Genomic DNA, 13,913 nt, shown 5'->3' on the forward strand with positions numbered 1-13,913 from the left:
CAGACGTCGACGTTCAAGTTGACCCGCGATCAGTGGGAGTCGAAATTCTGACACGTCGACCGGTGGCTTCAGGCGAAGCGAGGCACAAACATATGTCCCGCAATGGGCGCGGCGGGCCACTGTTCATCACGTTGATGATCGTCTTTCGCACCGAAATTTTTTCAAGTGTTGCCAAAACGGCCATCCGGGCAAAACGAAACCCCCTGCACCCCAGTGAAACACTGGGATGTAGGGGGTTTTTCGTGGCGGTACCGGTGGGATTTGAACCCACGGTGGAGTCTCCCCCACACGACTTTTCGAGAGTCGCACCTTCGGCCGCTCGGACACGGTACCGCCGTTGATTCTAGTAGAGACTCGGGGTCGACGCGAATCGGCCAACACGCAGCAGACACACGGATGCTGCGGAGTAGCCTCAGCGGATGACCTCACCGACCCCGCGCATCCGCTCGCTTATCGCTGCCGGCGCCGCCGTCGTCACTACCGGCGCCGTTCTCTACACGACCTGGTTCCGCCGCGACCTCGAACAGCAGAAGGTCATTCTCAACGACACCCTGCCCGTGCACTCCGCGTGGTGGCGCACCCACGCCAAGCAACCGGGCGAGCTGCTCTACGTCGCGATCGGCGACAGTGCCGCCCAGGGCATCGGGGCCTCGAGCCCGAACAAGAGCTACGTCGGGGTCCTCGCCGACCACGTGCGGCTGGCCACCAGCCAAACGGTGCGTGTCGTGAATCTCAGCGTGTCCGGCGCAACCGTGGCTTTGGCGGTGCGCGACCAGCTTCCGCGTTTCGACAAGCTGAAGCCTGACCTCGTCACGGTCGCGATCGGCGCGAATGACATCGCCCAGTGGAACCCGGAAGAGTTCGAAGCTGGCATTCGCACAGTGTTCGCAGCCCTGCCGCCGCACGCCCTCGTCGCCGACCTTCCGTGCTTTCACTTGCCGCACAACGAGGTCAAGGTTGCGGTGGCCAACGAGATCATTCGCCGAGTCGCCACCGAGCATGAATTGACCGTCGTCCCACTGCACGGGACGACCAAACGGGCCGGCTTTCGCAGCATCTTGACCCACGTCGCCAAGGACCTGTTTCACCCCAACGACCGCGGCTACCGCTCCTGGGCCGAGGCGTTTCTCCCCTCGATCAGCGCCGATGTCGCGCACCGTTTCTCCGCCGTCGGTCAGGCATCATAGGACGCTGACTAGGGGCAGCGTCGCGCGCGCGGCCGCCTGTCGGCGGCCACGGCTAGGCTCGGAATATGGCAAAATCCGTCTCCTCTTTCCGCTGCTCCGAGTGCGGCTGGACCACCCTCAAATGGGCAGGTCGCTGCGGCGAATGCCAGCAGTGGGGCACCGTCGTCGATGCTGGCCAGACCGCCGGCATCAGCCGCAAACTCAAGGCCATCACGCTGGTCGGCGATGGCATCGCCCGCCCCATCACCCACGTTGAAACGGATGCCGCCGCTCACTGGCCGACCGGTATCAACGAGTTCGACCGGGTACTCGGTGGCGGCATCGTGCCCGGATCGGTGGTTCTGCTGAGCGGGGAACCCGGCGTCGGTAAGTCCACACTGCTGCTCGAGGTCGCGTCCAAGGCTGCGGCGGCGAAGAGCCGCGTGCTCTACGTCAGCGCCGAAGAATCGGTAAGCCAGGTGCGGCTGCGCGCCGAGCGCACCAACGCGCTCGAACCCGAGCTGTATATCGCCGCCGAAACCGACCTCGGGGTGATCCTCGGGCAGATCGACGCCGTCAAGCCCGACCTCATCATCATCGACTCCGTGCAGACCGTGTCGAGTGCACTCTCCGACGGCTCGCCGGGCATGCCCAGCCAGGTGCGGGAGGTGGCATCCACTCTGATTCGGGTGGCAAAAGATCGCAACCTGCCAGTGCTGCTCGTCGGCCACGTCACCAAGGACGGCTCGATCGCCGGGCCACGAGTGCTTGAGCACCTGGTCGACGTGGTCTGCCAGTTCGAGGGCGACCGTCAGACTTCGCTGCGGTTCATCCGGGCGCTCAAGAACCGGTTCGGGCCCACCGACGAGGTCGGCTGCTTCGAGATGACCGGTGATGGCATCGCCGAGGTGCCCGACCCCAGCGGGCTGTTCCTCAGTCGGGCCACCGATCCGGTCGACGGCACCTGCGTGACCGTCGCACTCGAAGGTCGACGGGCCATGCCGGTCGAGGTGCAGGCGCTCGTCACCGCAACCCAGGCGCCCAATCCGCGCCGCGTCACGAGCGGCGTCGACTCCGCCCGGGTGGCCATGCTGCTCGCGGTGCTGCAGGAGCGCGCGGGCATGAACCTCTCCACCAAGGACGTCTACGTGTCGACGGTCGGTGGAATCCGTCTCAGTGAGCCGGCCGCCGATCTTGCGATCGCGCTGGCCATCGCGTCGGCGTTCACCGGACTCGCCGTGGCACACAATGTGGTCGCGTTCGGCGAGATCAGCCTGGCCGGCGAGGTGCGCGGAGCACTCATGTCAAAGCAGCGGGTGAACGAAGCGGTACGCCTCGGCTTCACGACCCAGATCGACGCCGCCTGCGGGTCGATCCACGCGGCGGTTGCTTTGGCGCTCGGCACCACCCGCAATCCGCGCGACGCCGAACTCGATCGGGCGTGGGGGTAGGCTCCGCAACCGCGGCGGCGGCTGACGCCTTGACCCGGCCGTCAAAGTGCGCTCGTGCTTCGCGAGGCGGTTACTCGGCGTCGCCCTCGCCGAGCTGCGGGTTCAAGGCCTGGAGAAGATCGTGCGGGGCTGCCTGCATAACATTGGGCCCGGCGATGTCGAAGAAGACCATCTCCAGGGTCGAGGCGTGCACGGTGAGAAACTCGCGCAGCCACTGCCCATCACAGACCATGACCTGCGGGTTCGGATCGTCGGGCACCACCCGCACGTAATTGTCCGCTGCGGAAAAGAGCAGCAGCATCCGCTTGTCGGAACCCTCGCGGCCAAACACGCGCACCTGCGCCGCCTCACCGTTGACGACGAGTTGCGGCACGATCATATAGTCGTTGCGCAGCGCGAAGGCGACGGCGACGACGTCTTGCGCCGCCAGTGCAGCGCTAAGCGCCTCGGAACGGGTATTGGCGGTCGTATCAGTCACCCCTTCATTCAATCAGCCGCAGCCGTGCGTGCCCAGCTGGCGGCGCACGCCACGAGCGAACGGATGCCGCAGCCCCGGGGGCAAACTCTAGTTGAGAATCATCAACGCCGGCTCGGCCGCTTCGATGCCGTCCACGGCCACGTGCAGGTAATACGACGCTCCACTGGCCGGAACCGCGGTGCGGGTTGCGACGTCACAGGTATCAACGGCCGACCGGGTGCGATCCCAGGTGATCGGTGTCGCAAGCGGCATGACCACGCCCGGCTTGAGGGTCACCTGCGCGTCGACCGGGTTGGTCTGGCAGTCGGTCGAGGCCCAGTAGACGTCTTCACCGCTCATCACGGTGAACACCTGCCTGGCGTTGCCGGCATTGATCACACAGCTGGTGGCTCCGGTGTTGGTCAGGCTCAGCGACAGCTTCGGCAGCGCGTTGGCGGCGTACTTGGTCGCGTCCGTGATCGCCGCGATCTGCACCATAGACGGATCGCAGGCCGCGCCGTCGGCGGCGGTGGCTACCTCGGGAATGGTGGCGGCGGCATCCGCCGATGCGGCCGGCGCGTCAGCTGCGGGAGTTTTCGGGGCGGTTGCGTCGCCCTTGCTCACTCCCGGTTGCACGATGATGAGCAGGAGAATGACGAGCACGGCGAGCAGGCCGAGCCCCACTACGAATCGCCGGCGCCGGTAGACCTTGCTGGACTGGCGGCCGACCGGATGCTTGATCGTCGACATGCCCCAAGGCTATTGATGTTCGGTGTCAGAAGCCGGTAATGGCATGCGTGTCGGCAGCAATTGCTCTCGGAAAAGGCGGGGCCCACCAGCAACCGGAAGGATTCCGATTGCCGGTGGGGCCGTGCAACCTCGCCGGCTAGCGCGGTTCGTTCTTCTGCGGCTTGTCGGCCTTGTCGGCCTTGTCGGCTTTGTCGACCTTGACGTCGGTCCAGCCGATCACGTCACCGTCGGCGTTCTGCACGGAGATGCTGTACTTGCCGTGCTTGAGGTCGTCGGCGAGCGTGATGCTCACAGTGCCGTCGGCGCGCACGAGCAGCCAGCCCCCGAGGTTCTCGGCCGTCTTCTTGGAATAGGCCCATACCGATATGTATTCTCCGGCTAGTTCCGCCCCAACCTCGACGACAACCGAGTCACCGCCCCGGTAGAAGTCCCGGTCGGTGGTGATCGCGTTCTCGAGCTTCTTGCTGAGATCTTTCGCCGGGACCGCGGTGGGTGCCTCCCCCGGTTCGGCGCTCACCGCGACGGCGAGGCGCACGATGGTGCCTGACTCGACGGCAGTCATCTCGAGCACGCTGCTCGGTGCGGCATCGGTCGGCACAGTGACGCTGACGGTAGCCGTACCCGCTGCGTCAATGGATGCCGTACCCACGTCGGTGCCCGACCAGCGCAGCGCGAGCTGCGTGTTCTTTGGAGCACCGAGCGACGTGAGGTTCAGGCTGCCGACCGTGAGGGTGATCGTGTCGCCCGGACGAACCGCAGCCGTGGGTTCACCGGAGATCGAGGCCTGGTTGGCCTTAAACGACGGCGAAAGCGGGCTGTTCGCCTGGATGTAGGAGATCCAGGCATCCCGGTCGACGAGACCGGAGTCGCGGGTGTCCGTGCCATTTCTGAACTCGCGAAAGTTGTCGCCACCGGTGAGCAGAAAGTTGAACGATCCGACGCGGTAGGACTGCGCCGGGTCGATCTGGGCGCCATCGATCCAGATGCCCGTCACGCGGTCGCCCGCGGCACGGCGGGCATCGAACGAGTAATTCACGTTGTCGCTCAGGCCGAGCTGCAGGAACGGACGGCTCGGAATCGTCCCGTCGGCGTTGGTCTGCCACTGCTGCTCGAGAACCGTCTTGAACTGCGCACCGGAAAGGCTTGTCGTCCACAGATTATTCAGGAATGGCAGTACCGCGTTCGCCTCCGCGTAGGTGACGACACCGTCGGGACTGAGCGACAGGTCGGACCGCATCCCCCCGGGGTTGACGATGCCGATCTCGGCCCCGCCAATTGTCGGATCGGCCAGGGAGGCGCGGAGGGAGTTCGCAACCAGCGTGCCCATGGTCGAGGGAGCCATCCGGTTTTCGGCGCAGGGGGCTACACCACCGAGGCAGGCCCGGGTGATGTCGGCGGTGACCGACCCGACGGGCACGTTGCCCTGGATCGCGGCTTCGGCCAGTGCGGCGTTCGTGATCGATTGGACCGCACGCGCGCGCGGGTAGGCTGCCACGAGGTCAGCGTCGGACGAGGTCGAGCGGGCCACGTTGCGGTTCTTCACCGTGGTGGTGTCGCCGGAGGCGATGTCGTAGCTGAGTACGATCTGGCCGATATTCTCGCCGTAGCTGCCCGTCTGCAGCACCGGGCGGGTCACGCCGTCGGCCGCGCCGGGAACCTGGGCGTTCCACGCGTACTGCTTGTGCGTATGACCGGTGAAGATCGCGTCGACTTCAGCAGAGGTGTCATTCACGATGCTCGCGAATGCTCCGCCGGCGGCGAGTTCCTGCTCGAGCGTCGCGCCATCAGGGATTCCCGCTCCGGCACCCGCGTGGAACTCGGCGATCAGCACATCCGCTTCGCCGTTCAACGGGTCGCCATCGGCGAGCTGGGCGGCAACGCGGTTGACGGCTGCGACGGGGTCACCGAAGCTGAGGTTCGCGATTCCGTTGGGCGAGACCAATGTGGGTGTCTCTTCCGTGACTGCTCCGATCACGCCGACCGTGACGCCAGCCACGTCGAGGAGCGCGTATTCCTGCATCGCGGGCGTTTCCGTGCCCGCGTTGTAGACGTTGGCCCCGAGGTAGTCGAAGTTGGCCGCGTCGGCCACCCGGCCGGTGAGGTCAGCGAAGCCCTGGTCGAACTCGTGGTTGCCCACGCCCGAGGCCGCGAGGTCGAGGGCGTTGAGAACATCGATGGTCGGCTGGTCGTTTTGGGATGCCGACGCGAAGAGGGAGGCGCCGATGTTGTCGCCGTCGGAGAGGAACAGCGAGTTCGGGTCGCCGTACTCGGCGCGCAGCTGTTCCACGGTTCCCGCGAACTTGACGGTGTTGGCGTCAATGCGTCCGTGAAAATCGTTGATGTTGAGTAGGTTGAGTTCGACCGCGGTGGGCGTCTCGAGGTTCAGGCCCAGCACGACCGGGTCGTGGTCAGAGGACCGGTATGCGTCGGCGACGAAGAAGTCGGTCACGTTGTTGTTGTACCGGCTGTACTCCAGGGCGACCGACTCGACCGAGTTGATGTTCCAGACGTCGACGGCGTTCACCGTTGCATCGGCCTCGGGCGAGGCGAACACGTGGTCCAGTGAGCCGACCGTGCCGCCGAAGGCGTAGGTATACTCGCCGCTCTTGTTTCCTTGATTGATGTAGCCGGCTTCAAGCAGCACCTGAATGGGATCTTCAAGGTCGTAGGCATTGAAGTCACCGGTGAGAAAGACTCGGTCGATACCGGAGTCGGCCTTGACCCGGTCGGCGAAGGCTACGAGCGCGGCGGCCTGCTCAACCCGCGTCGGGTTGGAGGCGCCCTGCCCGTCGCCCTGGTCGGCGTTGTCCCCGGTGCCGGACCCTTTCGATTTGAAGTGGTTCACGATGGCGAGAAAGCTGCTCGTATCGTCTCCGACGAGCTGGAATGCCTGCGCAAGCGGCTCACGTGCGCGCCCGTTGAACGCGACGGATTCGGTCAGAATGACCGACTCCCCCACCGTTTCGACAGCGGTGGGCTTGTAGATGAACGCGGTGCGAATCACATCTTCACTGGCGGGAAGCGCCGCCGGCGAGGCCACGAATGCCCAGACGTCACTGCCCGCAGCCGTGTTGAGGGCCGCGGTCAGGTTGCCGAGGGCATCGTCGCGGTCCTTGCCGAATACGGCCGAGTTCTCGATCTCCTCGAGCGACACGACGTCGGCGTCGAGGGCGTTGATCGCCGAGACGATCTTGGCCTGCTGGCGTTCGAAACTGAGCTGGGTGGCGGCGCCGCGGGCGTCGCATCCGCTGCTCACCGTGGTCGGCACGCCGGCCCGGTCGCTGTAGTAGCGGCAGCCGGCGAGCGAGTCACCGGTGGTGGAGAAGTAGTTCAGAACGTTGAAACTAGCCAAGCGGATGTCCCCACCCACGTCATCCGGTGCGCTCGTGCGGGTGTCGGCGAAGGTCACCGGCTGCACGGTCGCGGCGTTGGCCGCGACGAGGGCCGTGGTCGGCTGGAACTTCCAGGCGTCGTTGCGAAAGTCGAAAATGACCGGCGACAGGAACGACACCGCGGCGCCGATACGCACTGGGGCGGTGGTCGAGAGGTACGGGACCGGGCTGCCCTGGTTGGCGGCGGCGAGGTAGTTGGTCGTGGCCCCATCGTCGAGGGTGACCGCGCGGCCGGCATTCTCCGCGAGAGCGCCCTGATATTCGGTCGAGCCGGGCCGTGCCGTGACACTCGGATTGACCAGCGGCGTGGTTCCGGCGGCGAGGCCGATTTCGGCGTACTGGTTGGTCGTGTAGTTGCTGGTGACGGTGAAGTCGCCCTGGGGGGCGAGCAGCATGCCCTCAAGGGTTTCACGCTGCTCCGTGCTAACCGGCAGCGGCACGGTGACCAGGGTCGGGGACACTACGTCGGTGGCGGGGAGCTGGGTGACGTCGTTCACCGTGCCGAAGGTGACCTCGGTCATGCCGAAGAATTCCACGACGGTACCGACGACCTGCACGTGGTCGCCGATCTTCACGTCGGCGGTCGCGGTGCTGGAGTGGGCGAAAACGCCGTGCGAGGCGGTGTGGCTGGCAAAGTCCACGTCGCCGCCGGTGGCCGCCGTCTGCAGGTAGAACCCGTCGAATCCGCCGGTCGGGTAGGCGGCCGTCACGACGCCGGAGGTCTTGACGACGGTTCCCGCGAGCGGGCTCGTGGTGGTCGTGCCCTGTATCGCGTCGATCGCGGTGAGTGCGTCCGGCACCGGAGTGGGGTCGGGGTCCGGCTCGGGTTCGACCGGGGTGCCGCTGTCGCCAGCAGAGTTTGTCGGCGTCGGCGCGGCCGAACTGAAGTCGGCGGCATTGACGTCGGTGTCGACGGCCGGTGTATCACCACCGGCAGTGCGGTTCACCGAGGTGGTGACGGATGCCGCGGCGGCGGCCACTCCCTCAAAAGTGTTCGAGCTGCCGTAGCCGATCAGGTCGAGAATCTCGGCTCGCCCGGTAAGCGAGCCGGTCGCGGGCGCGGTGAGCGCGGTGGACTGGTTGGCGAAGAAGATCGTGCCGGAGGCGGCGGCGAAAGAGGTTCCAAAGGAGGCATCTGCCGTGGGCAGGGTGGCCCCGTTGGCCGCGTTCGAGCTGCCCTGCACGAGATAGTGTCCGCCGGCGGCGATCGTGCCGGTCAGGGCGACGACCCCGGTCGGGTTCGACGTTCCCCCCGAGGAGCGGTACTGAATGGAGGTGCCATCGAGTGAGACCGTCGCGTCGGTCGGGTTGTAGAGCTCAACGAACTTGTTCAGGTAGGTCGCGCCCGAGCTTCCCCCATTCAGATAGGCCTCGTTGATGATGACCCCGGTGCCGGCGGTGTTGGCGCTGGCCGGTACGGCAATGAGCGGAGCGGCCGCGAGGCTCACCCCAAGAAGTGTGGCGAAAACCAGCCTGGAGCGGCGGCGGACGGCGGATGACATGGATCTCCTCATTCATAGAACGACGGTCGTCTCATTGCACCCGGGATCACGCGAGCGCTGTTTCCCCGGCAACGGGTCCGGCGGGTGCAATAGTTCGCAGCCTAGCGACGGACCGTGTCCGGCAGGTGAACTCCGCATATTTTGCTCATATGAACAATGGTTATAACCGCGAAAGAGTTGATCCGGATCGATCGGCTAGTTCACGCGCTTCACCATGCGGGTATTGCCGAGCGTGTTCGGCTTCACCCGCGCCAGGTCGAGAAACTCGGCAACGCCCTCATCGGACGAACGCACGAGCTCGGCGTAGACGGCCGGGTCGACCGTTTCGGTGCCCATATCGCTGAACCCGTTGCGGGTGAAGAAGCCGACCTCGAAGGTGAGGCAGAACAGTCGGCTCAGGCCGAGGTCGCGGGCATCCGCTTCGAGGCGCTGCATCATTGTGTAGCCGACACCACGACCGAGCCACTGGGCGTCCACCGCGAGAGTGCGCACTTCGCCGAGGTCCTCCCACATGACGTGCAGGGCGCCGCAGCCGATCAGCCGGCCGGAGGAGTCCACGGCCACCCGAAATTCCTGCACCGCCTCATAAAACACGACGCGGTCCTTGCCGAGCAGAATGCGTTGCTGCACGAGCGGCTCGACGAGCGCTTCTATGCCGGGCACGTCGCTGGTGCGCGCACGGCGCACCGTGTATCCCTGTTCGGGTTGTTCCGGTGCGGTCTGGTGCAGTGCAGTCACGCTCACCGGCCCCTCTCGTGGCTTATTCAGCATCAAACCACCAGTCTAGGGATGGTACTGTCCCGTTTCGCGGCCCGGCCGCCCCGTTCGTCCCGCTCGTCCCGCATTCGCCCCCACACGTCAGGCTCAGACCGACGGATGCCGCCCCTCCGGTTCGCCCCCGGGCATAACTCCTGCCATGCGTGTGCGCCCGCCCGGCCAGCCCCGGAAAGATGAGGAAGTTGGCCGGAGGGTGCAGAATTTGCAGGAGTTATGCCGGATGAGCGGTGCGGAGGGCACAGAAATGGCCCGGCAGACGAATCTGCCGGGCCATGTCTTGACTGCTAGTCGCTCGTGATGGCGAGGTCGGGCGTAGCCGGACCGGTTCCGATCGCGGCGGACATATTCACTCCGACGCCGACCGGGTCAACCCGGGTCGTCGTGGTGAAGACATACGCGCCATCGACGTAATCCACGTGCACGTGGTCACCGGCGTTGAGCTCGCCCTGCAGGATCTTCTCCGACAGGCGGTCCTCCACCTCGCGCTGGATGGCGCGGCGCAGCGGGCGAGCACCGAGCGTCGGGTCGAATCCGACCTCGATCAGGTGTTCCTTCGCGGGCAGGGTGACCTCGACGGTCATGTCACGGTCGAGTAGGCGAACGCTCAATCGCTTGATGAACAGGTCGACGATCTGCAGCAGCTCGGGCTTGGTCAGCTGCGGGAACACGATGACCTCGTCCACGCGGTTGAGGAACTCGGGCTTGAAGTGCTTCTTCAGCTCGTCTTTCACTTTGCCGGCCATGCGCTCGTACCCGGTGGTGCTGTCGCCTTCCAGCTGGAAGCCGACGGGGCCACCCGAGATGTCCTTGGTGCCGAGGTTGGTGGTCATGATGATGACGGTGTTCTTGAAGTCGACGACGCGACCCTGTCCATCCGTCAGCCGACCCTCTTCCAGAATCTGGAGCAGGGAGTTGAAGATGTCGGGGTGGGCCTTCTCGATCTCGTCGAACAGCACCACGGAGAACGGCTTGCGCCGGACCTTTTCGGTGAGCTGGCCGCCCTCTTCGAAGCCGACAAACCCGGGAGGCGCACCGAACAGGCGCGACACGGTGTGCTTCTCGCCGTACTCACTCATGTCGAGCGAGATCATGGCGGCCTCGTCGTCGAACAGGAACTCGGCGAGAGCCTTGGCCAGCTCGGTCTTTCCAACACCGGTAGGACCGGCGAAGACGAAGGAACCGGAGGGACGTTTCGGGTCCTTCAGACCGGCACGGGTGCGACGGATGGTCTTGGCGAGCGCCGAGATGGCCTCTTCCTGACCGATGACGCGCTGGTGCAGTGCCTTTTCCATGAAGACGAGCCGCGAGGACTCTTCCTCGGTCAGCTTGAACACCGGAATGCCGGTGGCCTGGGCCAGGACTTCGGCAATCAGGCCTTCGTCGACGACCGCGGTGGTCTTGACATCGCCGGACTTCCACTTCTTCTCGAGGCGCAGACGCTCGCCGAGGAGGTTTTTCTCCTCGTCGCGCAGGCCAGCGGCTTTCTCGAAATCCTGTTCCTCGATGGCGAGTTCCTTGGCGGCACGGACCACGGCGATCTTCTCGTCGAATTCGCGCAACTCGGGGGGGCTTGAGAGGATCGAGAGACGCAGGCGGGCGCCAGCTTCGTCGATCAGATCGATGGCCTTGTCGGGAAGGAACCGGTCCGAGACGTAGCGGTCGGCGAGGTTCGCCGCGGCCACGAGGGCACCATCGGTGATGGACACCTTGTGGTGCGCTTCGTAGCGGTCGCGCAGTCCCTTGAGAATGTTGATGGTGTGCGGCAGCGACGGCTCGTTCACTTGGATCGGCTGGAAGCGGCGCTCGAGGGCGGCATCCTTCTCGAAGTGCTTACGGTATTCGTCGAGTGTGGTCGCGCCGATGGTCTGCAGCTCACCGCGGGCGAGGAGCGGTTTGAGGATCGACGCAGCATCAATCGCGCCCTCGGCGGCACCCGCACCCACCAGGGTGTGGATCTCGTCGATGAAGACGATGATGTCGCCGCGGGTGCGAATCTCCTTGGTGACCTTTTTCAGGCGCTCTTCGAAGTCACCGCGGTAGCGGCTGCCGGCGATGAGCGAGCCGAGGTCGAGCGAGTAGAGCTGCTTGTCCTTCAGCGTCTCGGGCACATCGCCCTTGACGATCGCCTGGGCGAGGCCCTCGACGACGGCGGTCTTGCCGACGCCGGGCTCACCGATCAGCACGGGGTTGTTCTTGGTGCGACGCGAGAGGATCTGCATGACCCGCTCGATCTCTTTCTCGCGCCCGATGACCGGGTCGAGTTTGTTGTCGCGGGCCATCTGGGTGAGGTTGCGACCGAACTGGTCGAGCACCTGGCTGCCGGCCGTGTTGGCCGCCTGCTCATTGGCACCGACCTGCACCTGCTCCTTGCCCTGATAACCGGAGAGAAGCTGGATGACCTGCTGGCGCACGCGGTTGAGGTCGGCGCCGAGCTTCACGAGAACCTGGGCGGCGACGCCCTCGCCCTCGCGAATCAGGCCGAGCAGAATGTGCTCGGTACCGATGTAGTTGTGGCCGAGCTGCAGCGCTTCGCGCAGACTCAGCTCGAGAACCTTCTTCGCCCGCGGCGTAAAGGGGATGTGGCCGGTGGGCTGCTGCTGCCCCTGGCCGATGATGTCCTGAACCTGCTCGCGCACAGCGTCCAGCGAGATGCCAAGGCTCTCAAGAGCCTTCGCGGCGACGCCTTCACCCTCGTGAATCAGCCCGAGCAGGATGTGCTCGGTACCGATGTAATTGTGGTTGAGCATCTTGGCCTCTTCTTGGGCCAAAACGACGACGCGACGAGCTCGGTCGGTAAATCTTTCAAACATGTGATCGCTCCCTTGGCACCAGGGCAGTTGGTGCCGTTACATTGAGAGTAGCCAGCCTGCGCCGCTTCCGCGCGTTTGTTCGCCCTAGGCGTGACGGATGCTGCGCGCGACCCCCTTTGCGGCCTCCGCAAGCCGGTTGTCACTGCACGGCGGAGGTGAGCCGCGCGAGGTTGTCGAGGATGGTGGAGCGCAGCGGCTGCCGGCGCCATTCCTCGAGGGTGAGCTCGCGGCTGTTCAACCGGTTCTCGTCCTCCATGACGCGCAGGTCGCGCACGAATGACCGGCCGCGCACCATGAGCGACACCTCCATATTGAGGCTGAACGAGCGCTGGTCCATGTTGCTCGACCCGACGACGGCGACTTCATCGTCGATCGTGAAGTGCTTCGCATGCAAAATGTACGGCGCCTTGTACATATAGATGTGCACGCCGGCGGTCAGTAGCTCCTCGTAGTACGAACGTTGCGCGTGATAGACGACCGCCTGGTCGCCGATCTCCGAGACGAACAGTTCCACGTGCAGCCCACGCTGGGTGGCTGTCGTGATGGCGTACATCATCGCTTCGTCCGGCACGAAGTAGGGGCTCGTGATGATGATGCGGTCCTGCGCGTAATAAAGCAACGCGAGGAACAGGCGCAGGTTGTTCTCGCCCTTGAACCCCGGACCGCTCGGCACCACCTGGCAGTCGAGGGCATGTGTCACCGGTCGCGGATGCACCGGCTCGACGTCGCGATTGAGCAGTTCATCGGTTTCGCTGTACCAGTCGGTGATGAAGATCGCGCCCAGTCCCGAGACGATCGGGCCCTCGAGGCGGGTCATGAAGTCTTTCCATTGCAGCCCGCGCCGAATGTTGCTGCGCATGTTGTAGGAACGGTCGATGATGTTCTGCGAACCCATGAATCCGACCAGACCATCGATGATGAGCAGCTTGCGGTGGTTACGCAGGTCGGGTCGTTGCCATTTGCCGCGGAACGGCTGCACCGGCAGCATGAGTTCCCAGTGGATGCCGGCGTCCGTCAGCCGTTTCTTGGTCTGGTGAAATCCGGGCTTCCGCATCGATTGGATGTGGTCCATCAGTACGCGCACGGTCACACCGCGTTTGTGGGCGTTCTCCAGAGCAGTGAAAAACGGCGCCGTGGTGTGATCGAGCGACAGAATATAGAACTCGACGTGCACGTACTTCTTGGCGAGGTCGATGTCGGCGATCATGGTGTCGAACGCCACCTGATATTCACCGATCACGCTCGCGGTATTGTCACCGACGAGCGGCATCGCTCCAAGGTTGCGGTTGAGCTCGACGACCGATTCCAGCCAGTTCGGCCACGGATGATCACGGCGCACCAGCTCCATCCCCTCGGTGCTGCCCTGGATGAACCGGTTGATTTCCTCCTGCATGGCAAGCCGTTTTTTTGGCAGGGTTCGATAGCCGATCAGCAGAAACAACAGCACGCCGAGGTAGGGGACAAAGAAGATGGTCAGCAGCCAGGCCATGCCCGACATCGGGCGGCGGTTGCGGGGCACGACGATGATGGCCACGGCGCGAACGGAGAAATCGACGATCAGGGCCAGCAGAACGGTGATGGTCAGGCCGTCAATGCCGAACATTCGTA

At 64.8% G+C, this 13,913-nt stretch carries 8 protein-coding genes and 1 tRNA gene; 2 read left to right on the forward strand and 7 right to left on the reverse strand.

Annotation, left to right across the window (positions count from 1 at the left end; genetic code table 11):
* Positions 1-243 precede the first annotated feature (243 nt).
* Positions 244-333: transfer RNA gene (locus tag E3T50_RS15755), tRNA-Ser, on the reverse strand.
* Between the two features lie 86 nt (positions 334-419).
* Between E3T50_RS15755 and E3T50_RS15760 the strand changes: the two genes are divergently transcribed.
* Complete coding sequence (locus E3T50_RS15760) at positions 420-1,187, forward strand: SGNH/GDSL hydrolase family protein (protein ID WP_134553315.1); 768 nt, start codon at positions 420-422, stop codon at positions 1,185-1,187.
* Positions 1,188-1,252: 65 nt separating this feature from the next.
* Positions 1,253-2,617 carry a DNA repair protein RadA gene (radA, locus tag E3T50_RS15765; RefSeq protein WP_134464717.1) on the forward strand — a complete coding sequence of 455 codons (1,365 nt, stop codon included), beginning with the start codon at positions 1,253-1,255 and terminating at the stop codon, positions 2,615-2,617.
* Positions 2,618-2,687: 70 nt separating this feature from the next.
* Here radA and E3T50_RS15770 read toward each other — a convergent pair whose 3' ends face one another.
* The 6 genes from E3T50_RS15770 to cls form a co-directional block, all read right to left on the reverse strand.
* Positions 2,688-3,095, reverse strand: a complete 408-nt coding sequence (locus E3T50_RS15770; RefSeq protein WP_241990973.1) for a dehydrogenase — start codon at positions 3,093-3,095, stop codon at positions 2,688-2,690.
* 87 nt (positions 3,096-3,182) lie between these two features.
* A complete protein-coding gene (locus tag E3T50_RS15775; RefSeq protein ID WP_134553319.1) occupies positions 3,183-3,824 on the reverse strand; it encodes a hypothetical protein in 642 nt (213 codons plus the stop codon).
* A gap of 136 nt (positions 3,825-3,960) precedes the next feature.
* Entirely contained in the window at positions 3,961-8,718 is a 4,758-nt protein-coding gene (locus E3T50_RS15780; RefSeq protein WP_134553321.1) for an ExeM/NucH family extracellular endonuclease, read from the reverse strand.
* Between the two features lie 195 nt (positions 8,719-8,913).
* Positions 8,914-9,489 carry an amino-acid N-acetyltransferase gene (locus E3T50_RS15785; RefSeq protein ID WP_134553323.1) on the reverse strand — a complete coding sequence of 192 codons (576 nt, stop codon included), beginning with the start codon at positions 9,487-9,489 and terminating at the stop codon, positions 8,914-8,916.
* 290 nt (positions 9,490-9,779) lie between these two features.
* A complete protein-coding gene (locus E3T50_RS15790; protein ID WP_134553325.1) occupies positions 9,780-12,305 on the reverse strand; it encodes an ATP-dependent Clp protease ATP-binding subunit in 2,526 nt (841 codons plus the stop codon).
* Positions 12,306-12,444: 139 nt separating this feature from the next.
* Complete coding sequence (cls, locus tag E3T50_RS15795; protein WP_134553327.1) at positions 12,445-13,908, reverse strand: cardiolipin synthase; 1,464 nt, start codon at positions 13,906-13,908, stop codon at positions 12,445-12,447.
* Positions 13,909-13,913: the final 5 nt, after the last annotated feature.

The sequence above is a fragment of the Cryobacterium gelidum genome, assembly GCF_004403985.1.
GTDB classification, from domain to species: Bacteria; Actinomycetota; Actinomycetes; order Actinomycetales; family Microbacteriaceae; genus Cryobacterium; species Cryobacterium gelidum.

What these genes read in the sequence shown, in the direction of transcription:
- E3T50_RS15760 (WP_134553315.1), top strand. Translation starts at nt 420, where the DNA reads ATGACCTCACCGACCCCGCGCATCCGCTCGCTTATCGCTGCCGGCGCC.
- radA (WP_134464717.1), top strand. Translation starts at nt 1,253, where the DNA reads ATGGCAAAATCCGTCTCCTCTTTCCGCTGCTCCGAGTGCGGCTGGACC.
- E3T50_RS15775 (WP_134553319.1), bottom strand. Translation starts at nt 3,824, where the DNA reads ATGTCGACGATCAAGCATCCGGTCGGCCGCCAGTCCAGCAAGGTCTAC.
- E3T50_RS15780 (WP_134553321.1), bottom strand. Translation starts at nt 8,718, where the DNA reads ATGTCATCCGCCGTCCGCCGCCGCTCCAGGCTGGTTTTCGCCACACTT.
- E3T50_RS15785 (WP_134553323.1), bottom strand. Translation starts at nt 9,489, where the DNA reads ATGCTGAATAAGCCACGAGAGGGGCCGGTGAGCGTGACTGCACTGCAC.
- E3T50_RS15790 (WP_134553325.1), bottom strand. Translation starts at nt 12,305, where the DNA reads ATGTTTGAAAGATTTACCGACCGAGCTCGTCGCGTCGTCGTTTTGGCC.
- cls (WP_134553327.1), bottom strand. Translation starts at nt 13,908, where the DNA reads ATGTTCGGCATTGACGGCCTGACCATCACCGTTCTGCTGGCCCTGATC.